The sequence below is a fragment of the Oceanibacterium hippocampi genome (genome assembly GCF_900172325.1).
Lineage (GTDB): Bacteria > Pseudomonadota > Alphaproteobacteria > Sneathiellales > Sneathiellaceae > Oceanibacterium > Oceanibacterium hippocampi.
This window is the reverse complement of record NZ_FWFR01000001.1, coordinates 1,806,322-1,832,935: the sequence shown is the minus strand read 5'-3', so window position 1 is coordinate 1,832,935 and position 26,614 is coordinate 1,806,322. Positions and strand designations below refer to the sequence as shown.

Sequence of the window (26,614 nt, the reverse complement as noted above, 5' to 3'; positions counted from 1 at the left end):
AACCGCGGTCATGGCGAACGCCCTCAAAGGCAACTGGAACTACCCGACCGCGATGCGCTTCGGCGCCGGCCGGCTCAAGGAACTGCCCGCCGCCTGCCGCGAGCTCGGCATGGCGCGGCCGCTGCTCATCACCGACCCGGCCCTGGCGAAGCTGCCGATGATCGCCGAGGCGGTCGCGCTCTGCCGCGATGCCGGGCTCGCCGTCGCGGTCTTCTCCGAGGTCCAGCCGAACCCGGTCGAGGCCAATGTCAGCGCCGGTGTCGCCGTCTACCGGGACGGCGGCCATGACGGCGTCATCGCCTTCGGCGGCGGTTCCGCGCTCGATGCCGCCAAGGCGGTCGCGCTGATGGTCGGCCAGGACCGGCCGATCTGGGATTTCGAGGATCGCGAGGACTGGTACACGCGCGTCAACGTCGCCGGGATGGCGCCGGTGATCGCGCTGCCGACCACCGCCGGGACCGGCTCGGAGGTCGGCCGATCCTCGGTCATCACCGACCTCGGCGACCATACCAAGAAGATCATCTTCCATCCGAAGATGCTGCCGGCGATCGTGATCGCCGACCCGGAGCTCACCACCGGCCTGCCGGCGCCGATCACCGCCGCCGTCGGCATGGATGCGCTCAGCCACAATCTCGAGGCCTATTGCAGCCCGCTCTATCACCCGATGGCCGACGGGATCGCGCTGGAAGGCATGCGGCTCTGCAAGGAATGGCTGGTCACCGCGGTCCGCGACGGCGGCAATATCGAGGCCCGCAGCCACATGCTGATCGCCTCCTCGATGGGCGCCACGGCGTTCCAGAAGGGGCTCGGCGCGATGCATTCGCTGAGCCATCCCTGCTCGTCCGTGCTCGGCACCCATCACGGCCTGACCAACGGCGTCGTCATGCCCTACGTGCTCGCCTTCAACCGCGACGCGATCGATGGGAAGATGGCCCGGCTGGCCCGCTATCTCGGCCTCGTACGGGCCGATTTCACCGGCGTGCTGGACTGGGTCATCGAGCTCAGGGAGACGATCGGCATTCCGGCAACGCTGGCCGATATCGGCGTCAGCGAGGAACATGCCGAGCCGTTCTCCAGGATGGCCGAGAAGGATCCGACCGCGCCGACCAATCCGCGCCCGGTCGACGCCGCGGCATTCGCCGGACTGTACCGGAACGCGATCGGCGGCAGTCTCGGTCTCTAGAACGCGCCTGACATTACGCGATCCGTCATGGATGGCGGGCCGTCGAGTCACTGCCTGACCGACGGTCCGTCCCCGCGTCAGGACGTCTTACCATTCAGCGTTTAATTTCGCGCGCGCGGCGGGCCGGGCAACAATTCATCGAGTTGCCCGGGGGCCTCGCACAATTCCTGCGAATTTCGCCAAGCCCCTGATTTTCATTGAATATTATACTGTTCGATGGAACCTCTAGGACAATCATTTGTCATGCATCCGGACAGAACCGGTTGGAGGTTTTCCGTCATGTCGGTGTTTTCCCATCCCGCGTTCGACAATCACGAAGACGTCCTTTTCTGCCATGACCGGGCGACCGGCCTGAAGGCGATCATCGCCGTTCACGACACCACGCTCGGCCCGGCGCTCGGCGGCACCCGCATGTGGCCCTACGCGAACGACGGGGAGGCGCTCACCGATGCGCTCCGCCTGTCGCGCGGCATGACCTACAAGTCGGCGCTCGCCGGTCTCGATCTCGGCGGCGGCAAGTCGGTCATCATCGGCGATCCGCGCCGCGAGAAGAGCCCGGCCCTGTTCCGCGCCTTCGGAGATGCGGTCGAGCGTCTCGGCGGCACCTATATCGCGGCCGAGGATGTCGGCACTTCCGTCGAGGACCTGGAAGAGGCGCGCAAGTCGACCCGCCACATCGCCGGCATCGGCGAGGGCGGCGCCGGCGATCCCTCCCCGGCGACCGCGCGCGGCGTCTTTGCCGGCCTGCGCGCCGCCGTGCGCCACCGGCTCGGCGCCGACGACCTGCGCGGCATCCGCGTCGCGATCCAGGGTCTCGGCCATGTCGGCATGGGCCTTGCCGGGCATCTGCACGCGGCCGGCGGCAGCCTCGTCGTCGCCGACATCTTCGCCGACAATGTCGCCGAGGCCGTCGAACGCTTCGGCGCGACCGCCGTCGATCCGGCGACAATCCTGTTCCAGGACGTCGACGTCGTCGCGCCCTGCGCGCTCGGCGCCATCCTGAACGACCAGACGATCCCGCGCCTGAAGGCGACCGTTGTCGCCGGCGCCGCGAACAACCAGCTTGCCGAGGATTGCCACGGCGAGGCGCTGCGCGCCCGCGGCGTGCTCTACGCGCCCGACTATGTCATCAACGCCGGCGGCATCATCTTCATCAGTCACGAGGGTCCGCGCTTCGACCGCGACCGGGCGATGGCGCATGTCGAATCGATCGGCGAAACCCTGACCCAGATCTTCGTGCGCTCGGCCCGGGAAGACGTTCCCACCAACCGGCTCGCCGACGCGATGGCACGCGAACGGATCGTCGCCGCCCGCGCCGCACGGGCCCCGGTGGCGCTCGCCGGCTGAGGCCTCTCTCAGGCTCGCTTTCCGGCCGCGAGCGCTGTCTCGATCAGCCGGCGCAAATCCTCCGGATCGGCGAATTCGAGGGAAACCTCGAATATCCTCACCATTTCCCGTTCCGTCGGGCCGAGCCGCACGGCGTCCTTCGCGGTCGTGACCGGCTGGGCGCCCAGCGCGACCGAGATTTCCACGATCTCCATCAGTTCCTCCGCCCGGTAGCGGTGATGGTCGGCGAAGCCGCGCGTCCCGGCGAGGCGGTGTCCCGCCTGTTGCAGGCTCAGGAAGAATTTCTCCGGCCGTCCGATCCCGGCGAAGGCGAAAAGCGGCTGGCCGTCGAAGGCGGCCGGGTCGGTCGCCGGGCGGAAGCAGGCGCGGAAGAAGGGAAGCCCCGGCGGCAGGGCACGCGGCAACCCGTTGTCCGCCGCCTCGCCCCCGTCCTCGATCAGCAAGAGGATGTCGGCCCGCGCCAGGCCGGCGGCAACCGGCTCCCGCAGCGGGCCTGCCGGCATCAGCCGGCCGTTGCCGAAGCCGAACCCCGCATCGACGACGACGATCGACAGGTCCTTGTGCAGGGCCGGGTTCTGGAACCCGTCATCCATCACGATCAGCCCGGCGCCGTCGGCGACAGCGGCCCGCGCCCCCCGCACCCGGTCGCGGGCAAGCCAGGTCGGCGCCGCGCGGGCGAGCAGCAGGGCCTCGTCGCCGACATCCGCCGCCGTATGGATCGCCGGGTCGACCCGGAGCGGACCCTTCAGGCGGCCGCCGTAGCCACGGGTCAGGAACCGCAGGTCCGCGCGGTCCAGCAGGGCGGCCAGCGCCAGCGCGGTCGGCGTCTTGCCGGCGCCGCCGGCGGTCAGGTTGCCGACGCAGATGACCGGCACACCGACCTTTACCGGCCGCACGCCCACCGCCCTGAAACGGCCGAGCCCGCGATAGAGGGCGGCGACAGGGCCGAACAGGACGGCCATCGCGCCGCCGTCGCGTCCCCACCAGCCCGGCGTCTTCACGGCCCGCCGTTCCGTGGCAGGAAGGGCTCGATCTCGTCGGCGACGCGGGCCAGCACGCCGGCCCCGCCGTCGGCGATCCGCCGTCCGGCCGCGGCATGCGTCGCGCTGGTCTCCGGATTGGCCAGCAGCACGGCGAGCCGATCGGCCAGCGCCGCCGGATCGGCGACCCGCTCCCCGGCCCCGCAGGCTTCGAGCCGGGCGACCGCATCGGCGAAATTCTCCATATGCGGACCGTACAGCACCATCGCGCCGAGACGGAGCGGTTCGAGCGGGTTGTGCCCGCCGAGAGGGACCAGCGAGCCGCCAACGAAGGCGACCGGGGCAAGCCGGAAGAAGAGCCCGAGTTCGCCGAGGCTGTCGCCGAGATAGATCGCCGTACCTTCGTCCGGGAGCCCGCCTTCGGAACGCCGGGCGGAAGCCAGGCCGGCGCCGGCGATCAGCGCCGCGATCTCGCCGCCGCGCTTCGGATGGCGCGGCACCAGGATGGTCAGGAGGCCGGGCAGGCGCGCCGCGAGCCGGCGATGCACGTCGAGCAGCATCGCCTCCTCGCCCGGGTGGGTCGAGGCGGCCACCCAGACCGGGCGGGCGCCGATCGCGGCGGCGAAGCGGTCACGGAGATCGACCGCCACCGGCAGAGGCGCCGCCGCCCATTTGAGATCGCCCCGGCAGGCGACGGCACGGGCGCCGAGCCCTTCGAGCCGCTCGGCCACGCCCTCGTTCTGCGCCAGGCAGAGCGCGAAGCCGCCGATCAGCGGGCGGATCAGCCCGGGCAGCCGTCCCCAGGTCCGGAACGAACGCTCGGACATACGGGCGTTGACGAGGATCAGCGGGGTGCCGCGCGCCGCCGTTTCCGAGAGCAGGTTGGGCCAGATTTCCGATTCCACCCAGATCCCGAGATCGGGCCGCCAATGGTCGAGAAAGCGCCGCACGTAGGCGCGCCGGTCGACCGGGACATACTGGTGAAAGGCGCGTGCCGGCAGCCGCTCCCGGGCCAGCGCCGCCGAACTGACCGTGCCGGTCGTCAGCAGCACGTGGGCGGCGGGCCGCCGGACCAGCACCTCCTCGATCAGCGGCAGGACGGACAGCGCCTCGCCGACCGACGCCGCATGGACCCAGATCAGCGGCCCCTCCGGACGGTCGAGGCCCGGCCGGCCAAGCCGTTCGCCGAAGCGTTCGGCGTCTTCCGCCCCGCGCTGCCGCCGCCGCGCCAGGTAAAGCGCGATGAACGGCGCCGACAGGTCGGTCAGCGCGCGATAGGTGCCGAGCCCGATCACCCGGTCCGTGCCTCGCCGACCGCGCCGCGCGGCGCATCGCCGGCCGTGGCGGGCGGCACCGGCGGCTGGCCGCAAAGCCGGTCGGCCTCGTCGGCAAGCGCGGTCAGCCGCCGTTCGACATCGGCCCGCGCCACCTCGAGGGCGGCCGCATCGGCCCGGGCCGGAACCTCGATTGGTTCGCCCCAGAGAAACAGGCCGGATGAGAACGGCGCTGGCAGGACGAAGCGGTCCCAGCTCGGCATCAGGCGACGGCGGCGTGCCGAGAAGGCCGCCGGCACGATCGGCACGCCGGCCCGCGAGGCGAGCTTGACCACGCCGTCGCTCGCCCGCATGCGCGGCCCGCGCGGCCCGTCCGGGGTGATCCCGACGCAATCGCCCTCCTGCAACGTGCGGAGCATCGCGCGGAGCGCCGAGGTCGCGCCCCTGGAGGACGAGCCGCGGATGTTCTCGAGCCCGAAATGGGCGACGCTGTCCGCAATCAGCGCGCCGTCCCGGTGCTGCGAGATCAGCACCCGGAGGCGCCGGCCGCGTCGCCAGAAGACCGGGACCATCAGCAGCCGGCCGTGCCAGAAGGCGATGATGAACGGCCGCCCGGCATCCCAGAAGCCGCGCGGCACCTCGCCGCCCTGTTCCCGCCAGCGGCCGCTTCGGAAAACCAGCCAGATATAGCCGGCGATCACCAGGCAGGTGAGATGCCGGACCATCGCGCTATGGGCCCATCGCTTCCAGAACGGCATTGGCGTTTACCCGTGCCCACCGGCCCGGGCCCCGGAAGGCGGCGGCACGAGACGCGGCAGATGCTCGCCGAACTGCCGGCTGGTAAGCGCCCGGTAGACGCCGTCGCGGGCGCTGAGCTCGCCATGGGTGCCGGATTCGGCGACCGTGCCGTCGACGATCACGAATATCCGGTCGGCGTCGAGCACGGTCGACAGCCGGTGCGCGATGATCAGCGTCGTCCGTCCCTGCATCAGCCGGTCGAGGGCGGCCTGCACGCGCTCCTCCGATTCGCTGTCGAGCGCCGAGGTCGCCTCGTCGAGCAGGATGATCGGGGCGTCGCGCAGGATCGCCCGGGCGATGGCGAGGCGCTGGCGCTGGCCGCCGGAAAGCTTCACCCCGGTGCTGCCGACGACGGTGTCGAGGCCATCGGGCTGCTCGCGGATGAAATCGGCCGCGGCCGCCGCCTCGGCCGCCGCCCAGATGGCCGTGTCATCGATGTCGGCACCGCTGCCATAGGCGATGTTGGCGCGGATCGTGTCGTTGAAGAGGAAGATGTCCTGGCTGACAAGGGCGATCTGCCGGCGCAGCGAGGCGACCGTGAGATCGCGGATGTCATGGCCGTCGATGGTGATCCGCCCCCCGTCGACGTCGTAGAGGCGCGGGATGAGGTTCAGGATCGTCGACTTGCCGCCGCCCGACGGGCCGACCAGGGCGATGCGCCGGCCGGCCGGCACGGTGAAACTCAGATCCTCCAGTACCTTCGTCCGGCCGTCGTAGGAAAAGCCGACCTGCTCGAAGACGATCTCGCCGCCGCCGATGGTGAACGGCGCCGCGCCCGGGCGATCGACGACCTTCGGCGCGGCATCCAGCAGATCGTAGATCCGCACCGCCGCTGCCTTGCCTTCCTGGATCTTGGCGTTCAACCGTGCGAGCGCCTTCATCGGCGGATAGGCCATCAGCAGCGCGCCCATGAAGGAGAAGAAGGTGCCCGGGGTCGTCGTGCCGTCGATCACCCGGCTGCCACCGTAATAGATCACCAGGGCGAAGGCCCCGCCGCCGATGACCTCGACCACCGGGCTGCTCGCCGCGCCGATCCTGACGGCGCGGATCAGCGCCCGCATGCGCTTGGCGATCGCCGCCTCGGCACGGGCGATCTCCGCCTCCTCGGTGCCGTAGCTCTTGATCACCCGGATGCCGCGGAAACTCTCGTCGAGGACGTTGGCGAAGCTGCCGGTCTCCTGCTGGATGCGGGTCGAGACCTTGCGCATCCGCTTGCCAAGGCGCTGGATGGCGACCGCGCCCGGCGGGATGACGATGAAGACGATCGCCGCCAGCTGCCAGTCGTGCCAGAACAGCAGGCCGATCAGCGCCAGCGCGGTCAGGCTGTCCTTGACCGCGGCGATGATCGTCTTCGACAGCGCCTCGCGCAGCAGGTGGGTGTCATAGACGAATCGCGACACCATGTTGCCGGACGTCATGTCGTGGAACCAGGCGAGATCGAAGCCGATGATCGCCCGGTAGAGCCGGGCCTGGATGCGGGCGACGATGCGTTGCCCGACATTGCTGAGCAGCACCTCGTTGCCGTAGGTCGCCGCGCCCTTGACCAGGAACAGCAGGCAAACCGCCAGCGTTGTCAGGATGATGCGGTCGCGATTCTGCTCGAAGAAGACCTCGTCGACGATCGGCTTCAGGATCCACGCCGTGGCCGCGGTCACCACCGCCACGACCGCCATCAGCAGGACCGATCCGGCAAGCGCCTTCCAGTGCGGCCAGGCATATTCGCGCAGCAGCCGCATGTAGAGGGAACGGCCCCTGTTCGGGTCCGCCTGGCTAGTCGTTTGGTCCTGTTCTGCCACCTTGCAACCGACGTTCCGGATCGACGGCCGGCACGATAGCATGGCCGGAAAAGCCGCGCCAATCCCGCGCCCTTTCGCCGGTTGCCCCGCCTGCGCGCTCGTTCTACCTTCGGGGGCCGCGCGCGTGGCGAGGCTCAGGGAGAACGGGCATGGCAGCATTGGAATCAACCGGAACGACGCTAGATTTCCGCCCGTCCGCCTGCCCGCACGATTGCCCCTCGACCTGCGCGCTGGAGGTCGAACGGCTCGACGGGCGGCGCATCGGCAGAATCCGCGGCGCGGCCGACAACAGCTATACCGCCGGAGTGATCTGCGCCAAGGTCGCCCGCTACGCCGAACGCCATCACCATCCCGACCGGCTGACCCGGCCGCTCCGCCGCAAGGGCGCCAAGGGCGCCGGCGAATGGCAGACGATCTCCTGGGACGCGGCCCTCGACGAGGTCGCCGAGAATTTCCGGGCACTCGCCGCGAAATACGGCTCGGAAACGATCTGGCCCTATTTCTATGCCGGGACGATGGGCCTGGTGCAGCGCGACGGGATCAATCGCCTGCGCCACGCGATGCGCTATTCGGGGCAATATTCGACGATCTGCACGACGCTCGCCTGGACCGGCTGGATTGCGGGGACCGGCGCGCTGATGGGCGCCGACCCGCGCGAGATGGCCAATTCCGACGTCGTCGTCATCTGGGGGACCAACCCGGTCAACACCCAGATCAATGTCATGACCCACGCGGTCAAGGCGCGGAAGAACCGGGCGGCGAAGATCGTCGTGGTCGACCCCTACCGCAACGGCACGGCGCTGCAGGCCGACATGCATCTCTGCCTGCGCCCCGGGACCGACGGCGCGCTGGCCTGCGCCGTCATGCACGTGCTGTTCCGCGACGGCTACGCCGACCGGGATTACCTGAAGCAATATACCGACGTGCCGGACGAGCTCGAGGCGCATCTGCGGACCCGGGACCCGGCCTGGGCGGCGGCGATCACCGGCCTCGACGAGGCGGAAATCACCGCCTTCGCCCATCTGCTCGGCCAGAACAAGCGCAGCTACCTCCGCCTCGGCTACGGCTTCTCGCGCAGCCGCAACGGCTCCATCAACATGCATGCCGCCGCCTCGATCGCCGCGGTCACCGGTTCGTGGCGCTACAAGGGCGGCGGCGCCTTCCACAACAACGGCGCGATCTTCCACTGGGACCGCAGCCTGATCGACGGACTGGACGTCCGCGATCCGTCGATCCGCGTCCTCGACCAGTCGCGCATCGGCCCGGTGCTGACCGGCGATCCGCAGGACCTGGGCGACGGCCCGCCGGTCACCGGCATGCTGATCCAGAGCACCAATCCGATGACCGTCGCGCCGGACCTTGCCAAGGTTCACGCCGGCTTCGCCCGGGACGACCTGTTCGTCTGCGTGCACGAGCAGTTCATGACCGAAACCGCGGCGGTCGCCGACATCGTGCTGCCGGCAACCACCTTCCTGGAACATGACGACGTCTACCAGGCAGGCGGCCAGAGCCATATCCTGATGGGCGCGAAGGTCGTCGAACCGCTCGAGGGGACGCGCAGCAACCACGAGGTGATCTGCGGGCTCGCCGAACGGCTGGGCGCCCGCCATCCGGGTTTCTCGATGAGCGCCCGGGAGATCGTCGACGCGACGCTGAAATCCTCCGGCTGGGGCGATATCGAGACCCTGGAGGCCGATCGCTGGATCGATTGCGCGCCGGATTTCCGGGCCGCCCACTTCCTCGACGGCTTCGGCCACCCGGACGGCAAGTTCCGCTTCGCCCCCGACTGGCAGCGGCTCGACCGCCAGAAGCGCGACATTCCGCGGCTGCCCGATCACTGGACCGCCATCGACGAGGCGACCGAGCGCTGCCCGTTCCGCATGGTCACGGCGCCGTCGCGCAACTACCTGAACACCAGCTTCACCGAGACCCCGACCTCGATCAAACGGGAGGGCCGGCCAAGCCTGATGCTGCATCCCGACGACGCCGCCCGTCTCGGGCTCGCCGACGGCGCGATCGCCCGCATCGGCAACGGGCGCGGCTCGCTCCGCATCCATGTCGAGATCTTCGACGGCGTGCAGCCGGGCGTGGTGGTGGTGGAAAGCGTCTGGCCGAACGGCGCCTTCATCGATGGAATGGGGATCAACCTGCTGACCGGCGCGGATTCCCCTGCCCCGGTCGGCGGGGCCGCCTTCCACGACACCGCGATCTGGGTCGAAGCGGACGACCGATCAGCATGATGACAGCAACTAGCGAGGCGAATGTCATGACGAAATCGAAGCTTCTCGGACTGCTGGCCGGCGGCATCGCCAGCCTGGCCGTCGCAGGCTTGCCGGCCGCCGCCGGCGCTGCCGACAAGTCGGTCGCGATCACCGCGATCGTCGAGCACCCGGCCCTCGACGCGGCCCGCCAGGGCATCCTCGACGAGCTCGCCGCGCAGGGCTTCAAGGAGGGCGAGAATCTCACCGTCTCGTTCCAGACCGCCCAGGGCGAATTCCCGACCGCGGTGCAGATCGCCAAGAAGTATCTCGGCGAGAAACCGGACGTGATCATCGGCATCTCGACGCCGTCGGCGCAGGCGATCGCCGCCAACGCCGGGCCCGAGCAGAAGATCGTCTTCACGGCGGTCACCGACCCGGTCGGCGCCAAGCTGGTCAGCAACAACGAGAAGCCCGGCGCCAACATCACCGGCATGTCCGACATGTCGCCGATCTCCAAGCACCTGGAGCTGATCACCCGGATCACGCCCGCGGCCAAGCGCATCGGCATCATCTACAATTCCGGCGAGGCCAATTCGCGCTCGCTGGTCGAACTGCTGAAAAGCGCCGCGCCGACTTACGGCATGACCATCGTCGAAGGGGTCGCCACCAATTCCAACGAGGTGCGCCCGGCGGCGCGGAGCCTCGCCGGCAAGGTCGACGCGATCTACGTGCCGACCGACAACACGGCGGTCTCGGCCTTCGAGAGCATCCTGCAGGTCGGCTACGACGGGCAGATCCCGGTCTATTCCGGCGACACCGATTCGGTTGCGCGCGGAGCCGTCGCGGCACTCGGCTTCAACTACTACGATGTCGGCCGGCAGACCGGCGTGATCGTCGCCAAGGTGCTGAACGGCGCCAACCCGGGCGACATCGCGGTCGAGCAGGTCCAGAAGCTCGAACTGCACATCAACCCGGCCTCGGCGGCCAAGATGGGCGTCACGATCCCGGACGCGATCAAGGCGGAAGCCTTCAAGACGATCGAGTAGGAAGCGGAGCCTAACGACGGGTCGGCTCGGCTTCGGCCGGGCCGGTTCCCTGGCGGCAGCGACGCCGGCAAAGCAGCGGACGGATCCTCATTGTTCAACCAGATTGCCTTCGCCGGGGCGATCGAAGTCGGGTTTCTCTACGGCTTCGTCGCCCTCGGCCTGTTCCTCTCGTTCCGGGTCCTCGACTTCCCGGACCTGACGGTCGACGGCTCCTTCCCGCTCGGCGCGGCGGTCGCCGCAACCCTGATCACGACCGGCACCGATCCCTATCTCGCGACCCTCGTCGCGGTCGGCGCCGGCGCCTGCGCCGGTTTCGTCACCGGCTTTCTCAATACCCGCTTCGGCATCCTGCATCTGCTTGCCTCGATCCTGACGATGATCTCGCTGCATTCGATCAACCTCAGGATCATGGGGCGGCCCAACATCGCGCTGATCAACGAGGCGACGGTGCTGACCCCGCTCGAGGCCCTAGGCCTGCCGCGCTTCATCATCCTGCCGATCGTCTTCGGCCTGCTCGCCATTGCCGCCAAGCTGCTGCTCGACCGTTTCATGGCCGGCGAGATCGGCCTCGCCATGCGGGCGACCGGCGCCAATCCGCGCATGGCGCGGGCGAACGGCATCAACACCGCGGCGATGATCCTGCTCGGCATGGCGATCGCCAATGCCTTCGTGGCCCTGGCGGGCGCGCTCTTCGCCCAGGCGAACGGCGCCGCCGACGTGACCATGGGGGTCGGCGTGATCGTCATCGGACTGGCCTCGGTGATCGGCGGCGAGGCGATCCTGTCGCCGAAGACGCTGTTCCGCGCGACACTGGCCTGCCTGGCCGGCTCGATGCTTTACCAGTTCGCCGTGGCGCTGGCACTGCAGGCGGACTTCCTCGGCCTCCGGGCGCAGGACCTGAAACTGATCACCGCGCTGCTCGTCGCCGCCGCCCTCGTCCTGCCCGGGCGCGGCGTCGCGGTGCGCCGGATGTTCGGCCGCGGAGGCGCGAAATGATCCGCTGCGAGAATCTCCAGGTCACCTTCAACAAGGGGACGGCGATGGAGACCCGGGCGCTGCGCGGGCTCAGCCTCGACGTCCCGGCCGGCGAATTCGTCACGCTGATCGGCTCGAACGGCTCCGGCAAGTCGACCTTCCTGAACATCCTCGCCGGCGACCTCACGCCGGAGGCCGGCAGTATCGTGATCGACGGCGAGGATGTCACCGACTGGCCCGCGCCGAAGCGGGCGCGGCTGGTCTCGCGGGTCTTCCAGGACCCGCTGGCCGGCAGTTGCGGCAACCTGACGATCGAGGAGAATCTTGCCCTCGCCGGGGCCCGCGTGCGCGGCCGCCGGGGCCTCGGCCTCGCCGTCAGCCGCAAGCTCCGCGACGACTTCCGCGGGCGGATCGAGCGGCTCGGGATGAACCTGGAGAACCGTCTCGGCGACCGCATGGGGCTGCTGTCGGGCGGCCAGCGGCAGGCGGTGAGCCTGCTGATGGCGACCCTCGCGCCGTCGAAGCTGCTGCTGCTCGACGAGCATACCTCGGCCCTCGACCCGCGCATCGCCGCCGCCGTCATCGGTCTGACCCTCGATATCGTCGGCGAGCAGAAACTGACCACGCTGATGGTCACGCACTCGATGCGCCAGGCGCTCGACGCCGGCACGCGGACGGTAATGCTCCATGCCGGCCAGGCCGTTCTCGACATCGCCGGCGAACGGCGCGACGGCCTCGACGTGCCGGACCTGATCCGGCTCTTCCAGCAGGTTCACGGCGAGGAACTGGACAGCGACAGCCTGCTGCTCGGCTGAGCGTCCGGGCAAACTCAGATCAGGCCGAGCTCGCGCAGTTCGGCGACCAGTTCGGTCGGCATGTCGTAGGTCATATCCTGGTCGTCGCGGAGGTCGGGCGGCGCGTCCTTCGGATCCAGGTAGCGCCAGCCCTGGTGCGGCCGGCGCGGCTGCCAGCGGGTCGGCACCAGTTCCTCGTCCAGCATCAGCGCACAGCGCCGGATCTCGCCGTCCTGCACCGGTTCGAGCCCGACAAGGCGCTGGCGGGCCTGGACATGGCCCTTGATCACCCAGTAGAGCGAGCCGCCGTCGAGCAGCTCGTCCTTGCGCTTCGGCGTCATCCGCGTGATGTGGCGAAGCGGCGCGATCTTCACGCGCCGCGCCTGCCAGTGCCGGAGCTGGTCAAGGCTGTCGACGCCGACGCAGAGCTTGAGCAGGTGAACGGTCATGGCGATGGAATGACCGCTCCGCCGCGATTTGTCCAGCACCCGGAAACAGCTATTCGCCGAGCAGATGAACGGCGATTTCGCGGCCGGTGCGGACGGCGGCGATGCTCGAACAGGTAGATTCCCTGCCAGGTGCCGAGCAGCGGCCGGCCGCCGCCGACCGGAATCGAAAGCTGGCTCTGGGTCAGAGCCGCGCGGATATGCGCCGGCATGTCGTCGGTTCCCTCCGCGCGATGCCAGTAGAGGTCATGGTCCTCGCGGACCAGCGTCCGGAAGAAGCGCAGCAGGTCGCCCTGCACGTCCGGATCAGCATTCTCCTGGATCAGCAGCGAGGCCGAGCTGTGCCGGCAGAACAGCGTCAGCAGGCCCGAATCGATGGCCTGGGTGGCGACCCAGCCAGCGACCCGGTCGGTAACCTCGTAGAGCCCCTCGCCGTCGCTCGCCACCTCGATCGTCGTCGTCGCCTGCCGCAGCATCTCCGCCCCTTTCGACGTCCCGGTCCAGTCAGGCCAGCAGGCCGAGCAGGACCATCCAGAGATATTGCAGCGGCCAGAGGATCAGCACACTGCAGAGCGCCAGCGTCACCGTGACCCGCGCCGCGTCGCCGAGGCTCACCTGGTTGAGCTGCATGGCGACGACCACCGGCGCACCCTGGTAGGGCAGCAGCAGGGTCGAGAAGCCGGACATCTGCATGACGAAGACGGCGGAAATCGAGAGCCCCGAGGCGGCCGCGAACTCGCCGGCGAGCGGCGTCATGACGGCCGCCGACCCGGGAATCGTCGCGACCATGTTGAGCCCGGCCGCGGCCGCCGCGATGACGGCGAAATTTTGGGCATCGGCACCCGGCGCGAGCAGTCCGGCGCCGAGGATGCTCTCGGCCAGCAGGCCGCCGACGCCGGAATAGGCAACCACCCCGCCGAGCCCGAGAATGCCGGCGACATAGAGCAGCGGGGCGAAATTGATGCGGCTGGTGAAGACATCCTTCGGCAGCAGGTCGGTGCCCGGCAGCAGGCAGACGAAACCCGCGCCGAGCGCCACCCAGGCCGGCGAGATGCCGTGCAGGAAATCGGTCAGCCAGAAGCCGAGGGCGAGCGCAAGGACGATCCCGAGGCGCTTTTCCGCCCGGCTCATCGGGCCGGCGGCGGCCGGTTCCGCGCGGCTCACCGCCGGGGTCCGGAACAGCGTCATGACGATGAGCCAGATGAGCAGGCACTTGAGCACGCCCAGCACCGGGAAATGGGTGAACAGATAGGTGCCGTAGATCTGCTGGATGCCGAACAGCGTCTCGCTGGTCCCCATCAGGACGAGGGCCGGCACGGTCGCCGGCAGGATCGCGAAGGCCGGCAGGAAGGAGGCGACCGCGGTCGCCATGGTCAGGCCGGTCGCGCCGCGGCTGCCGCGTTCGAAGCCCATCGCCTCGGCAAGCGCGTTGACGATCGGGAGCAGCAGCATCAGCCGCGCCATGGTCGACGGCATCAGGAAGGCAAGGCCGATCCCGGCCGCGATCATGCCTGCGACCGCGCCGCCGTAGGTGCCGCCGAGCAGGCCGGCGAGGCGGCCGGCGATCCGTGCGCCGAGCCCCGTATGGCCCATGCTGGCGCCGAGCAACATGCCGCCGAAAACCAGCCAGAAGGCCGACGAGGTGAAGCCGGAAAAGACCACGTCCGGCGGCGCGACGGCGAGCAGCATCGCCGCCAGGAAGAAACCGATGACGGTGATATGCTCGGGCAGCGAGCCGGTCGCCCAGAAGCCGATGGCGGCCAGCGACAGGCCGAAGGCGCGCGCGGTCTCAGGCGGCAGCCCGTCCGGCGGCGCGACGAAGAACCAGACCGCGACCAGAATGCTGAGCGCGGAAAGCGCGCCCGGTAAGCCTACTCTCACGCCTGGTCCAGTCTCGCTTTCATGGCCCGTGCGACCCGCGATACCGGCGGGCGACCCAGGCGATCGGAAATCCACCAGGCGGTGCGGACCAGCGCCTCGAGATCGATGCCGGTCTCGATGCCGAGACCGTCGAGCATGTAGACGACATCCTCGGTCGCGACGTTGCCGGTCGCGCCCGGCGCATAGGGACAGCCGCCGAGCCCGGCCACCGAACTGTCGATCGTCGCGATGCCGAACTCGAGGCTGGCAAGGATGTTGGCGAGCGCCTGTCCGTAGGTGTCGTGATAATGGACGCCGATCTTCTCGACCGGGATGTCGCCGGCGACCGCCTCCAGCATCGCGCGGGCCCTCGCCGGGGTGCCGACGCCGATGGTGTCGCCGAGGCTGACCTCGTAGCAGCCCATCCCGTACAGCGCGGCGGCCACGCGGGCCACGTCGCCGGGCGGGACGTCGCCATCGAAGGGGCAGCCGAGCACGCAGGAGACATAACCCCGGACCGGCAGCCCGGCAGCCTTCGCCGCCTCGACCACGGGGCGGAACATCTCGAGGCTTTCGGCGACCGAGCAGTTGATGTTCTTGCGCGAGAAGCCCTCGGAGGCGGCGGCAAAGACCGCGACCTCGTCAACGCCTGCCTCGCGGGCCGCCTCGAAGCCCCGCATGTTCGGGGTGAGCGCGGTATAGCGGGCGCCCGGCACCCGGTGGATCGCCGCCATCACCTCGGCACTGCCGGCCATCTGCGGGACCCATTTCGGCGACACGAAGCTCGCCGCCTCGACGGTCCCGATCCCGGCCGCGACCAGCCGGTCGACCAGCTCGGCCTTGACCGCCGGCGAGACCTCCTGCTTCTCGTTCTGCAACCCGTCGCGCGGGCCAACCTCGAACATCCGGACGCGCGTCGGCCAGGCCATCGCTCAGTCCTCCCCGTCGATGTCGAAATCGAGCAGCACCGCGCCCTCGTCGACCTGGTCGCCGGCCTCGTAGTGGAAGGCCGCGACCCGGCCATTCGCGGGCGCAACGATGGTGTGCTCCATCTTCATCGCCTCCAGGATCAACAGCGGCATGCCCTTCTCCACCGCCGCGCCGGCGCTGGCAACGAGGCTGATCACCTTGCCCGGCATCGGCGCGACCAGCGCGCCACCGGCCTCCTCCTCCGCCTCGACGTCGAGCGGATCGTGAACCCGGAAGCTCTCAGTCGTCCCGCCCCAGGTCACGGTCAGCCGGCCGGCATTGTCGGTCACCGCGGCGCGGCGCCGGATGCCGTCGAGCACGGCGATCATCGAGCCGCTGTCGTCCAGCGTGCCACGGGCCTCGAAATGATGCTCGCCGACGCCGATCCGGTAGCCGCCGTCACGGCGATAGAGGACCGTGACGTCGCAGACGCTGTCGTCGGTCAGGAACCGATAGCCGCCCCGTCCCTCGTCGTTCAGCCGCCAGCCATTGCCGGCCGCCCAGGGCGACCAGGGGTCGGCGCCGGTCAGCGCCAGCGCGCGCGCCGCCGCCTTGCGCCGGAGCAGGAGATAGAGCGCGCCGAGGGCATAGGCAGTCGGGGCCGGCTCGCCGGTCGGCGGCAGCAGGTCCGCCTCCAGCCGGCCGATGAAGCCGGTGTCCAGTTCGCCGGCGGCAAAGGCCGGATGGCGGGCGACCCGGCCGAGGAAGCCCAGGTTGGTCGCCAGGCCGGCGATCTCGGTTTCGCCGAGCGCCTGGGCAAGCCGGCGAAGGGCCGAGGCGCGATCCTCGTCCCAGACGATCAGCTTGGCGATCATCGGATCGTAGAAGGGGGTGATGGCGTCGCCCTCGACCACGCCTGAATCGACCCGGACATGAGCGCTGTCCTCCGGCAGGCGAAGGCGCAGCAGGGTACCGGTCTGCGGCAGGAAGCCGCGCGCCGGATCCTCGGCATAGAGCCGGACCTCGATCGCATGGCCGCGGATCGCCAGGTCGGACTGGGCCAGGGGCAGCGGCTCGCCGTCGGCGACGCGGAGCTGCCATTCGACAAGGTCCTGCCCGGTGATCAGTTCGGTCACCGGATGCTCGACCTGCAGCCGAGTGTTCATCTCCATGAAATAGAAGGCATCATCGCGCAGGCCGTCCGACACGTCGGCGATGAATTCGATGGTGCCAGCGCCGACATAGCCGATCGCCTCGGCCGCGCGCACCGCCGCCGCGCCCATCGCCTCGCGCATCGAAAGCGGCATGTCCGGGGCCGGCGCCTCCTCGACCACCTTCTGGTGGCGGCGCTGCAGCGAGCAGTCGCGCTCGAACAGGTGAACCGCCCGGCCATGACTGTCGGCGAACACCTGGATCTCGATATGGCGGGGCCGGGTCAGGTATTTCTCGATCAGCACGCGGCTGTCGCCGAAAGCGGATTCCGCCTCGCGCATGGCGCCTTCCAGCGCGCTGGCGAAGCCGGCCGCGTCATCGACCCGGCGCATCCCCTTGCCGCCGCCGCCGGCGACCGCCTTGATCAGCACCGGGTAGCCGATTTCCGCGGCGGCCCTGGCGAGCACCGCCGGATCCTGGTTCTCCTCGTGATAGCCCGGAACGACCGGGACGCCTGCCTTCTCCATCAGTGCCTTGGCGGCGTCCTTCAGCCCCATCGCGCGGATCGCCGCGGCCGGCGGGCCGATGAAGGCGATCCCGGCGGCCGCACAGGCCTCGGCGAAGGCGGCATTCTCGGACAGGAAGCCGTAGCCCGGATGGATCGCCTCGGCCCCGGTCGCCTTCGCCGCCTGCAGGATGCGCTCGCCCTTCAGGTAGCTTTCGCCGACAGCGGCCGGGCCGATCAGGACCGCCTCGTCGGCCAGCGCCACGTGCCGGGCACCGGCGTCCGCCTCGGAATGGACGGCCACGGTCGCGATGCCGAGACGCTGCGCCGTGCGGATGACCCGGCAGGCGATTTCGCCGCGATTGGCGATGAGGATCTTGCTGAACACGTTTTGCTCCGTCAGCTTTCCATCTCGACCCACCAGTTCGGCCGCCGCTTGCCGAGGAAGGCCGAGACGCCCTCCTTGCCATCGGGGAGCGAACGGGCCTCGGCGATGCGATGGGCGGTATCGTCGATGACATGGTCGTCGATCGGCTTCTCGGCGACCGCGAAGATCAGCTCCTTCGAGGAGGCGATGGCCGCCGGCGAGGCCTGGAAGATCCGCGCCACCAGGCGGTCGCGGACCTCGGCGAGCTGGTGCACGTCGTCGACCAGTTCGCTGACCAGCCCGAGCTCGTAGGCGCGATCCGCGGCGATCGGCTCGGCGGTCAGGAAATAGCGCCGCGCCGCACGGGCGCCGATCGCCTGCACCACATAGGGCGAGATCACCGCCGGGATCAGGCCGAGGCGGACCTCGGTCAGGGCGAAACTGGCGCTTCGCACCGCCACGGCGATGTCGCAGGCGGCGACGAGACCGAGCCCGCCGCCATAGGCACTGCCCTGGACCAGCGCGATGGTCGGCTTGTCCATCGTGTAGAGCGACTTCAGCAGGCGGCCAAGGCCGCGCGCGTCCTCCAGGTTGTCCTCGTCCAGGTACTCCGCCGCGCGCTGCATCCATTTCAGGTCGGCACCGGCCGAGAAGCTCTTGCCGCCGGACGCCAGGATGACGACACGGATGCCGCTCTGGTTGGCGAGATCCTCGAAGATCTCCGTCAGCTTCTCGATCACCTCGTCGTTGAAGGCGTTGTGCACCTCCGGACGATTGAGCGTCACCGTGGCGACGCCTTCCGGTGTGCAGTGCAGGATGACCGGTTCACCTGACATGATCGCTTACTCCCTGGTCTCTTCTTTACATCCGGAAGACGCCGAACCGGGTCTCCGGTATCGGCGCGTTGAGGGCGGCCGAAAGGCCGAGCCCGAGCACATCGCGGCTGTCGGCCGGGTCGACGATGCCGTCGTCCCATAGCCGGGCGGTCGCGAAATAGGGGTGACTCTCGACCTCGAACTGCGCGCGGATCGGCGCCATGAAGCCGTCGCGGTCGGCATCGCTCCAGGGCTTGCCCTGGGCCTTCTGCGCGTCGCCGTGGACGGTGGCCAGCACGCTCGCCGCCTGTTCGCCGCCCATCACCGAGACCCGGCTGTTCGGCCAGGTCCAGAGGAAACGCGGGCTGTAGGCGCGGCCGCACATGCCGTAGTTCCCGGCCCCGAAGGAGCCGCCGATGATGAGGGTGAATTTCGGCACCTTCGCGGTCGCGACCGCGGTGACCAGCTTGGCGCCGTCCTTGGCGATGCCGCCGGATTCGTATTTCCGGCCGACCATAAAGCCGGTGATGTTCTGCAGGAAGACCAGCGGGATCCGGCGCTGGCAGCAGAGCTCGATGAAATGCGCCCCCTTGAGCGAGCTTTCCGAGAACAGGATGCCGTTGTTGGCGATGATGCCGACCGGATAGCCGTGGATATGGGCGAAGCCGGTGACCAGCGTGGTGCCGTAGAGCTTCTTGAACTCGTCGAACTCGGAATCGTCGACCAGCCGGGCGATCACCTCGCGCACGTCGTAGGGCTGGCGCACGTCGGTCGGGATCAGCCCGTAGATCTCTTCCGGGTCGTAGCGCGGCGGCTTCGGCGCGCGGACCTCGACGTCGAGCCGCTTCGGCCGGTTCAGGTTGCCGACGATGCGGCGGGCCAGCGCCAGCGCATGGGCGTCGTCCTGGGCGTAATGGTCGGTCACGCCGGAGGTCCGGGAATGCACGTCGGCCCCGCCCAGATCCTCGGCCGAGACTTCCTCGCCGGTCGCCGCCTTCACCAGCGGCGGGCCGCCGAGAAAGATCGTGCCCTGGCGGCGGACGATGATGCTCTCGTCCGACATCGCCGGGACATAGGCGCCGCCGGCGGTGCAGGAGCCCATGACCACGGCGATCTGGGCGATCCCTTCCGACGACATGTTGGCCTGGTTGAAGAAGATCCGCCCGAAATGCTCGCGGTCGGGAAAGACGTCCTGCTGGTTCGGCAGGTTGGCGCCGCCGGAATCGACCAGGTAGAGACAGGGCAGCTTGTTCTCGCGCGCCACTTCCTGGGCCCGGAGATGCTTCTTCACGGTCATCGGGTAATAGGTGCCGCCCTTCACCGTGGCGTCATTGCAGACGATCACGCATTCGCGGCCCGAGACCCGGCCGATGCCGGTGATCACACCGGCCGAATGGATGTCGCCGCCGTAGAGGCCCCTGGCGGCGAGCTGGCTGAGTTCGAGGAACGGCGAACCCGGATCGAGCAGCGTCTTGACCCGGTCGCGCGGCAGCAGCTTGCCGCGGCTCAGATGGCGGGCGCGGCTGCGTTCGCCGCCGCCCTGCTTGGCCTCGGCGACCGCCTCGCGAAGATCGGCGACCAGGGCACGCATCGACTTCTCGTTCTCGCGGAAGGCGGGGGCGCGGCTGTTGAGCGCGGATTTCAGGATCGTCATCGGGGACTCTTTCTAAGACCGTTCGAGCGGCTATGATACGGCCCGCCGCCGAAAAGCGGAGAGGCAATCGTAACTTCGAGGGAAACGGAAGACATGGCCTACAAGGCGTTCGATCTGAGCGGGCGGGTCGCGCTCGTCACCGGCGGCAACGGCGGCATCGGGCTGGCGATGGCGGAGGCGATGGCGGAGGCCGGTGCCGACATCTGCATCTGGGGCACCAGCGAGGCGAAGAACGCCGCGGCGCTCGAGAAACTCGCCGCCCATGGCACGAAGACCGCGGCGATGCGCTGCGACGTTTCCGACGAGGCGGCGGTCGACCGCACCTTCGCCGAGACCGTGGAACGCTTCGGCCGGGTCGACGGCTGTTTCGCCAATGCCGGCGTCAGCTCCGGCAAGAACGCCGGCTTCACCGAGATGACGACCGAGGAATGGCGACGTGTCATGTCGATCAACATGGACGGCGCCTTCTACACGCTGCGCGCCGCCGCCCGCCACATGACCGAGCGCGCCGCGAACGGCGACGCCTTCGGCCGGCTGGTCGGCACCGCCTCGCTCGCGGCGATTTCCGGGGCCGCCAGGAACGAGCATTACGCGGCCACCAAGGGCGGCCTGATCTCGATGATCCGGGCGCTCTCCGTCGAACTGGCGCGCCACCAGATCACCGCCAACGCGATCCTGCCCGGCTGGATCGAGACCGAGATGACCGAGCGCTCCTTCGGCTGGGACAAGTTCGCCGCCGCCGTCAAGCCGCGCATCCCGGCCCGGCGCTGGGGCCAGCCCGAGGATTTCGGCGCCATCGCCGTCTACATCATGAGCACGGCGTCGAGCTACCATACCGGCGACACCTTCCTCATCGACGGCGGCTACTTCCTGTTCTAGGGCGCGCTCTGTCCGGTCTGCCATCGTCGCCGCCGGGTCAGGCCGCGACGATGGCGCGGCCGATCACCAGCTTCTGGATGTCGGACGTGCCCTCGTAGATCTGGCAGACCCGGACATCGCGATAGATCTTCTCGACCGGGAAATCGGCGACATAGCCGTATCCGCCGAAGGTCTGCAGCGCCTTCGAGCAGACCCGCTCGGCCATTTCCGAACAATAGAGCTTGGCCATCGACGCCTCTTTCAGGCAGGGCTCGCCGGCATCCTTGAGGCTCGCCGCATGGCGCAGCATCTGGCGCCCGACCTCGATTTCCGTCGCCATCTCGGCGAGCCGGAAATTGACCGCCTGGTGATTGATGATCGCCGTCCCGAAGCTCTGCCGCTCGCCGGCATAGGCGAGCGCATGGTCGAACGCTGCGCGCGCCATGCCGACGCTCTGGGCGGCGATGCCGATCCGCCCGGTCTCGAGGTTGGCAAGCGCGATGCGATAGCCCTCGCCCTCCTCGCCGAGCAGCATGTCCGGCGTCGCCTCGTAATCCTCGAAGACGATCTGGCAGGTGTCGGAACAGCGCTGGCCGAGCTTCTTCTCGGTGCCGGCGACGATATAGCCCGGCTGGTCGGTCGGCACCGCGAAGGCGCTGATGCCGCGCTTGCCGGCCTCCGGATCGGTGACCGCGAAGACCAGCGCGACGCCGGCCGTCGAGCCGGAAGTGATGAACTGCTTGGTGCCGTTCAGGACATAGCGGTTGCCGGCCTTCTTCGCCCGGGTGCGCAGCGCGCCGGCGTCGGAACCGGCCTGCGGCTCGGTCAGGCAGAAGGCGCCCGGCCATTCACCGGCGACCAGCGGGCGGAGGAAGCGATCCTTCTGCTCGCTCGAGCCCGCCTTCATCAGTGCCGCCGCGACCGGCGAATTATTGACGCTCATGATCGTCGAGACGCCGCCATCGCCGGCCGCGATCTCCTCGAGCGCCACCGTGTAGGTCAGCAGATCGGCGCCGGCGCCGCCCCATTCCTCGGGCACGCACATGCCCATCAGGCCGAGGCCGCCCATTTCCTTCAGGACCTCGGGCGGGACGACTCCCGCCCGGTCCCATTCCGCGGCGCCGGGGACGAGACGATCGACGGCAAAGGACCGCGCCATCGCCTGGACCATGCGCTGTTCCTCGCTGAGAATCATTCCCGTCCCCCTTTGCCGTGCGGCGGATCGCGCCGATCAGTGGATCAGTTCGACGCCCATCGCCGTTGCCTCGCCGCCACCGATGCACAGGCTGGCGACGCCACGCTTCAGGCCGTTCTTCTGCAGCGCCGCGATCAGCGTGACCAGGATGCGGGCCCCGGATGCGCCGATCGGATGGCCGAGCGCGCAGGCCCCGCCATGGACGTTGACGCGATCATGATCGAGCCCGAGATCCTTCATCGCCGCCATGGCGACCACGGCGAACGCCTCGTTGACCTCGTAGAGATCGACGTCGTCCTTCGACCAGCCGGTCTTCTCCATCAGCTTGCCGATCGCGCCGATCGGCGCGGTCGTGAACCAGGCCGGCGCCTGGGCATGGCCGGCATGGCCGACGATGCGGGCGATCGGCGTCAGGCCGCGACGCTCCGCCTCGGACTGGCGCATCATCACAAGCGCCGCGCCGCCGTCGGAGATCGACGACGAATTGGCCGCCGTCACCGAGCCGTCCTTCGCGAAGGCCGGCTTCAGCGTCGGGATCTTCTCCGGGCTCGCCTTCAGCGGCTGCTCGTCCTTGTCGACGGTGACCTCGCCCTTCCGGGTCTGCACCGTGACGCCGACGATCTCGCCGGCGAAGCTGCCGTCCTCGGTGGCGGTCCTGGCGCGCCGCAGCGACTCGATCGCGTAGGCGTCCTGGGCGTCGCGGGTGAACTGGTAATGGGTCGCCGTTTCCTCGGCGAAGGTCCCCATCAGCCGGCCCTTGTCATAGGCGTCCTCGAGACCGTCGAGGAACATGTGGTCCTTGACCTCGCCATGGCCGAGGCGCAGCCCGCCGCGCACCTTCGGCAACAGGTAGGGAGCGTTGGTCATGCTCTCCATGCCGCCGGCGACGACGATGTCGGCGCTGCCGGCGCGCAGCAGGTCGTGGCCGAACATGGCCGCCTTCATGCCCGAGCCGCACATCTTGTTGATCGTGGTCGCGCCGACCGCCTCGGGCAGCCCGGCACCGAAACCGGCCTGGCGGGCCGGCGCCTGGCCCTGGCCGGCCGGCAGAACGCAGCCCATGACGACCTCGCCGACATCCTCGGCCGCGACCCCGGCCCGGCCGAGCGCGGCGCGGATCGCGGCGGATCCGAGCTCCGACGCGGTGAGCGGCGCCAGGTCGCCCTGGAAGCCGCCCATGGGCGTGCGCGCCATGCCGACGATTACGATTGAATCCTTGTCCATCTGTCTTCTCCTGCTGCCGTGCCCCGGCATGAAAGGATATGGGTGCGCCTCAGACCGATTCCTCGAACAGCTCGCGGCCGATCAGCATGCGGCGGATCTCCGAGGTGCCGGCGCCGATCTCGTAGAGCTTGGCGTCGCGCAGAAGGCGCCCGGTCGGATAATCGTTGATGTAGCCGTTGCCGCCGAGCGCCTGGATCGCCTCCAGCGCCATCCAGGTCGCCTTCTCGGCGGCATAGAGAATGGCCCCGGCGGCGTCCTTGCGGGTCGTCTCGCCGCGGTCGCAGGCCTTGGCGACCGCGTAGACGTAGGCCTTGGCGGCGTTCATCGTGGTGTACATGTCGGCGATCTTGCCCTGCATCAGCTGGAAGGTGCCGATCGGCTTGCCGAACTGCTGGCGCTCGTGGATGTAGGGCACGACGACATCCATGCAGGCCTGCATGATGCCGATCGGGCCGGCCGCGAGCACGGCGCGCTCGTAATCGAGGCCGCTCATCAGGACCCGCACGCCCTCGTGCTCCTGGCCGAGGATATTCTCGGCCGGAACCTCGCAATCCTGGAACACCAGCTCGCAGGTGTTGGAGCCGCGCATGCCGAGCTTGTTCAGCTTCTGCGCCGTGGAAAAGCCCTTGAAACCCTTCTCGATCAGGAAAGCGGTGATCCCGCGCGGACCGGCATCGGGCTTGGTCTTGGCGTAGACCACCAGGACGTCGGCATCGGGGCCGTTGGTGATCCACATCTTGTTGCCGTTGAGGATATAGCGGTCGCCCTTCTTCTCCGCCTTGAGGCGCATCGAGACGACGTCGGAACCGGCGCCGGGCTCGCTCATCGCCAGCGCGCCGACATGCTCGCCGGAAATCAGCTTCGGCAGGTAGCGGCGCTTGTGCTCGTCCCGGCCGTTGCGGCGGATCTGGTTGACGCAGAGATTGGAATGGGCGCCGTAGGAAAGCCCGACCGAGGCGGAGGCCCGGCTGACCTCCTCCATGGCGACGCAATGCTCCAGGTAACCCATCGCGGCGCCGCCGTACTCCTCCTCGACGGTGACGCCGAGAATGCCGAGCGCGCCCATCTTCTCCCAGAGGTCGGCGGGGAAATCGTTGCTCTCGTCGATCTGGGCGGCACGCGGCGCGATCTCGTCGTCGGAGAAGCTCCGCACCGTGTCGCGCAGCATGTCGGCGGTCTCGCCGAGATCGAAATTGAGGCCGGGATACTGATTGGGGATCATGTCTTCGGTCCTTCCGCCCGCTTCCGGGATATCTGATTTAGCGCAACAGGCCGCCCCTGCCTAGCCGAGGCGCGAGCCGACCAGCGACACCAGGGCGGTCGCCGCATGCCGCTCCGCGCCATCGGCCGCCCGGACATAGACGTCGGCCTCGGCCACCGTCAGGCTGCGGCCGGGCTTCACCACCCGGGCGCGGGCGATCAACAGCTCGCCTTTTGCCGGGGCCAGGAAACTCATCTTGATGTCGGCGGTAACGCCGTAGGCGCCCTTCTCCATCATCGTGAAGGCTGCCGCCCCGGCCGCGTTGTCGGCCAGCGTGGTGATGATACCACCATGGAAGAAGCCGTGCTGCTGCGACCAGCTTTCCCGGTAGGGCAGGTGAAGCTCGCAACTGCCGGGGGCCAATGCGACGATCTCGGCGCCCAGGTGCTGCAGGAAAGCCTGGCTCGCGAAGACCGCGCGCACATCCGCCGCGTAGTCCGGGTTGCGTGGCGTCATCGCCGCGCTCGCGGTGCCGGCGGCGCTCATGCGGCGCGCTCCTGGCCGCCAAGGACGGTCTCGTCGCGCCGCCCCTTCATCCGGACGATGGTGATCAGCGCCGTCGCCACGTGGACCTCCCCGCCTTGCCGTTCCGCGAAGACATCGGCGCGGCAGACATTCAGGAAGGCACCGGGCTTGAGCACGCGGGCGCGCGCCACCAGCGCCTCGCCGTCGCCCGGCGCCAGCAGGTTGATCTTGTACTCGGAGGTGAGCGGCGCCTCGTCCGCGGCGAACAGGCTGAACGCCGCGTAGCCGGCGGCGGAATCGGCGATCGCGCCGGTGACGCCGCCGTGGAAATAGAGATGCTGCTGGGTCACGCGCTCGGAAAACGGCAGGCGGATCTCGACGAAACCCGGCTCGACCGTCGCGATCTCGGCCCCGATCAGGGTCATGAAGGCCTGGCGGCCGAAGCTCGCCCGGACCCGCTCGGCGTAGTCCGGTTCAGCTGGCTCGTGGGCGCTCGCGGTCATGGCCGTCTCCTCTCCCCCGTCCGCGCAGTCGCGAACCGGCGGATAGTATGCGCCCCGTATCCATAGACATAATCGTTTCTTTCAATATGCGAAATAGATATCTTCTATGAATGGATCTCTATCAGCTTCGCTACTTTCTCGCCGTGGTCGAGACCGGCTCCTTCTCCAAGGCCGCCGAGCGGGTCTTCGTCACCCAGCCGACGCTGTCGGCCGGGATCAAGAAGCTCGAGCATGCGCTCGACCAGGTGCTGTTCCTGCGCGGCCGCAAGGGGATCGCGCTGACCGACGCGGGCCGCGCGTTGTTACCCCGGGCGCGCACCATCATCGCCGAATGCAACGCCGCCAAGGCCGACATGCTGCCCGAGGCACCGCGCCGCCGGCTCCGGCTCGGGATCGGCCGCTCGCTGCCGGCCGAGCGTCTCGCCCCCCTGCTCCGGGACTATCGCGAGGCCGAGCCCAAGGACGAGCTGGTGATCCGCGATGGCAGCGAGGACGACCTCGCCGGCTGGCTGGCGCAGGGGCGCATCGACGCGGCGATCGGCACCGGCCCAGCCCCGGACGGCCAGGGCGTCGCGCTGTTCCGCTGGCGGCTGATGCTGGCGACGGCCGCGGACGGGCCCTACGCCGGCCGGAGCGCGATCACCCTCGAGGACCTCGACCATGTGGCGAGCATCGTCCGGAGCCACTGCGACTGCCTGGGCGAGGTCACGCGGGAACTGATCAGGCGCGGCATCCGCCCGCGCATCGTCTGCCGCACGGATTCAGACGAGAAGGCCCTCCGCCATGTCGCGGCCGGCCTCGGCGTCGTCCTCGTTCCCGACCTGTATCGCCACCCGGGGGTCCGGCTCGTCGCGCTTGCCGAGCCCAGTTTCGGGCGCACGGTCAGCCTGCGATGGCACGGCCGGCCAACGCCGGTGCTGGAAAGCTTCCGGCTGTTCGCCACCAGCCACGACTGGACCGCCGACGGCGACGGTGCCTCGGCCCGGCTCGGCTGGGCACGGTAGCG

General features: G+C 69.2%; 23 protein-coding genes and 1 pseudogene. 8 read left to right on the top strand and 16 right to left on the bottom strand.

Translation table 11 applies throughout. The annotated features are described in order from the left end of the window. The first annotated feature begins 10 nt into the window (after positions 1-10). Together OCH7691_RS08690 and OCH7691_RS08685 are read left to right on the top strand one after the other, a co-directional pair. A complete protein-coding gene (locus OCH7691_RS08690; protein ID WP_085882960.1) occupies positions 11-1,183 on the top strand; it encodes an iron-containing alcohol dehydrogenase in 1,173 nt (390 codons plus the stop codon). 279 nt (positions 1,184-1,462) lie between these two features. Further along, entirely contained in the window at positions 1,463-2,530 is a 1,068-nt protein-coding gene (locus OCH7691_RS08685) for a Glu/Leu/Phe/Val dehydrogenase dimerization domain-containing protein (protein ID WP_085882959.1), read from the top strand. A gap of 8 nt (positions 2,531-2,538) precedes the next feature. On the opposite strand, the gene lpxK is transcribed toward OCH7691_RS08685, so the two are convergent. Genes lpxK through OCH7691_RS22900 form a run of 4 tightly spaced genes read right to left on the bottom strand, consistent with a single transcriptional unit; the run spans position 2,539 to position 7,318 of the window. Continuing rightward, entirely contained in the window at positions 2,539-3,531 is a 993-nt protein-coding gene (gene lpxK, locus OCH7691_RS08680; protein ID WP_085882958.1) for a tetraacyldisaccharide 4'-kinase, read from the bottom strand. Continuing rightward, a complete protein-coding gene (locus OCH7691_RS08675; protein ID WP_085882957.1) occupies positions 3,528-4,805 on the bottom strand; it encodes a 3-deoxy-D-manno-octulosonic acid transferase in 1,278 nt (425 codons plus the stop codon). Before OCH7691_RS08675 ends, lpxK begins: the two co-directional genes overlap by 4 nt. Next, entirely contained in the window at positions 4,802-5,542 is a 741-nt protein-coding gene (locus OCH7691_RS08670; RefSeq protein WP_085882956.1) for a lysophospholipid acyltransferase family protein, read from the bottom strand. Before OCH7691_RS08670 ends, OCH7691_RS08675 begins: the two co-directional genes overlap by 4 nt. 6 nt (positions 5,543-5,548) lie before the next feature. Continuing rightward, positions 5,549-7,318 carry an ABC transporter ATP-binding protein gene (locus tag OCH7691_RS22900; protein WP_176244970.1) on the bottom strand — a complete coding sequence of 590 codons (1,770 nt, stop codon included), beginning with the start codon at positions 7,316-7,318 and terminating at the stop codon, positions 5,549-5,551. A gap of 209 nt (positions 7,319-7,527) precedes the next feature. Here OCH7691_RS22900 and OCH7691_RS08655 point away from each other — a divergent pair, with 209 nt between their 5' ends. From OCH7691_RS08655 to OCH7691_RS08640, 4 genes are all read left to right on the top strand, one after another. Next, positions 7,528-9,618 (top strand): molybdopterin-containing oxidoreductase family protein, encoded by a 2,091-nt coding sequence (locus tag OCH7691_RS08655; RefSeq protein ID WP_085882953.1) that lies wholly within the window; start codon positions 7,528-7,530, stop codon positions 9,616-9,618. 26 nt (positions 9,619-9,644) lie between these two features. Then, complete coding sequence (locus tag OCH7691_RS08650) at positions 9,645-10,625, top strand: ABC transporter substrate-binding protein (RefSeq protein ID WP_085882951.1); 981 nt, start codon at positions 9,645-9,647, stop codon at positions 10,623-10,625. 90 nt (positions 10,626-10,715) lie between these two features. Then, entirely contained in the window at positions 10,716-11,621 is a 906-nt protein-coding gene (locus OCH7691_RS08645; protein WP_085882950.1) for an ABC transporter permease, read from the top strand. Next, entirely contained in the window at positions 11,618-12,415 is a 798-nt protein-coding gene (locus OCH7691_RS08640) for an ABC transporter ATP-binding protein (RefSeq protein ID WP_085882949.1), read from the top strand. The genes OCH7691_RS08645 and OCH7691_RS08640 overlap by 4 nt, the downstream gene beginning before the upstream one ends. Before the next feature lie 14 nt (positions 12,416-12,429). On the opposite strand, the gene OCH7691_RS08635 is transcribed toward OCH7691_RS08640, so the two are convergent. The 7 genes and pseudogenes from OCH7691_RS08635 to OCH7691_RS08605 all read right to left on the bottom strand — a co-directional run bounded on the left by OCH7691_RS08635 (position 12,430) and on the right by OCH7691_RS08605 (position 20,102). Continuing rightward, positions 12,430-12,843, bottom strand: coding sequence for a DUF1489 family protein (locus OCH7691_RS08635; RefSeq protein WP_085883575.1), 414 nt, complete (start codon positions 12,841-12,843; stop codon positions 12,430-12,432). Between the two features lie 49 nt (positions 12,844-12,892). After that, a pseudogene (locus tag OCH7691_RS08630) lies at positions 12,893-13,316 on the bottom strand (secondary thiamine-phosphate synthase enzyme YjbQ). Positions 13,317-13,344: 28 nt separating this feature from the next. Further along, positions 13,345-14,721 (bottom strand): SLC13 family permease, encoded by a 1,377-nt coding sequence (locus OCH7691_RS08625; RefSeq protein WP_176244969.1) that lies wholly within the window; start codon positions 14,719-14,721, stop codon positions 13,345-13,347. Beyond that, positions 14,718-15,629, bottom strand: a complete 912-nt coding sequence (locus tag OCH7691_RS08620; protein WP_085883574.1) for a hydroxymethylglutaryl-CoA lyase — start codon at positions 15,627-15,629, stop codon at positions 14,718-14,720. The genes OCH7691_RS08625 and OCH7691_RS08620 overlap by 4 nt, the downstream gene beginning before the upstream one ends. A 3-nt stretch (positions 15,630-15,632) precedes the next feature. Then, positions 15,633-17,654 (bottom strand): acetyl/propionyl/methylcrotonyl-CoA carboxylase subunit alpha, encoded by a 2,022-nt coding sequence (locus OCH7691_RS08615; RefSeq protein WP_085882946.1) that lies wholly within the window; start codon positions 17,652-17,654, stop codon positions 15,633-15,635. 11 nt (positions 17,655-17,665) lie between these two features. Beyond that, a complete protein-coding gene (locus OCH7691_RS08610) occupies positions 17,666-18,469 on the bottom strand; it encodes an enoyl-CoA hydratase/isomerase family protein (protein WP_085882945.1) in 804 nt (267 codons plus the stop codon). Between the two features lie 25 nt (positions 18,470-18,494). Continuing rightward, positions 18,495-20,102, bottom strand: coding sequence for a carboxyl transferase domain-containing protein (locus tag OCH7691_RS08605; RefSeq protein WP_085882944.1), 1,608 nt, complete (start codon positions 20,100-20,102; stop codon positions 18,495-18,497). Positions 20,103-20,195: 93 nt separating this feature from the next. Between OCH7691_RS08605 and OCH7691_RS08600 the strand changes: the two genes are divergently transcribed. Next, the gene (locus OCH7691_RS08600) at positions 20,196-20,981 is read left to right on the top strand and encodes an SDR family NAD(P)-dependent oxidoreductase (RefSeq protein ID WP_085882942.1); all 786 of its coding nucleotides are present in this window, start codon (positions 20,196-20,198) and stop codon (positions 20,979-20,981) included. A 37-nt stretch (positions 20,982-21,018) separates the two neighbouring features. On the opposite strand, the gene OCH7691_RS08595 is transcribed toward OCH7691_RS08600, so the two are convergent. From OCH7691_RS08595 to OCH7691_RS08575, 5 genes are read right to left on the bottom strand one after another with little or no spacing between them, the layout of a single operon-like run. After that, on the bottom strand, positions 21,019-22,155 hold the full coding sequence (locus tag OCH7691_RS08595; RefSeq protein ID WP_139839591.1) for an acyl-CoA dehydrogenase family protein: 1,137 nt from the start codon (positions 22,153-22,155) through the stop codon (positions 21,019-21,021). Positions 22,156-22,191: 36 nt separating this feature from the next. After that, positions 22,192-23,379 carry an acetyl-CoA C-acetyltransferase gene (locus tag OCH7691_RS08590; RefSeq protein WP_085882940.1) on the bottom strand — a complete coding sequence of 396 codons (1,188 nt, stop codon included), beginning with the start codon at positions 23,377-23,379 and terminating at the stop codon, positions 22,192-22,194. 49 nt (positions 23,380-23,428) lie between these two features. Continuing rightward, a complete protein-coding gene (locus OCH7691_RS08585) occupies positions 23,429-24,601 on the bottom strand; it encodes an isovaleryl-CoA dehydrogenase (protein WP_085882938.1) in 1,173 nt (390 codons plus the stop codon). Positions 24,602-24,661: 60 nt separating this feature from the next. Then, positions 24,662-25,126: a PaaI family thioesterase gene (locus tag OCH7691_RS08580; protein WP_085882936.1), complete on the bottom strand. Its 465-nt coding sequence runs from the start codon at positions 25,124-25,126 to the stop codon at positions 24,662-24,664. Next, positions 25,123-25,608: a PaaI family thioesterase gene (locus OCH7691_RS08575; protein ID WP_085882935.1), complete on the bottom strand. Its 486-nt coding sequence runs from the start codon at positions 25,606-25,608 to the stop codon at positions 25,123-25,125. The genes OCH7691_RS08580 and OCH7691_RS08575 overlap by 4 nt, the downstream gene beginning before the upstream one ends. 110 nt (positions 25,609-25,718) lie before the next feature. Here OCH7691_RS08575 and OCH7691_RS08570 point away from each other — a divergent pair, with 110 nt between their 5' ends. After that, positions 25,719-26,612, top strand: a complete 894-nt coding sequence (locus tag OCH7691_RS08570) for a LysR family transcriptional regulator (RefSeq protein WP_085882933.1) — start codon at positions 25,719-25,721, stop codon at positions 26,610-26,612. Positions 26,613-26,614 lie beyond the last annotated feature (2 nt).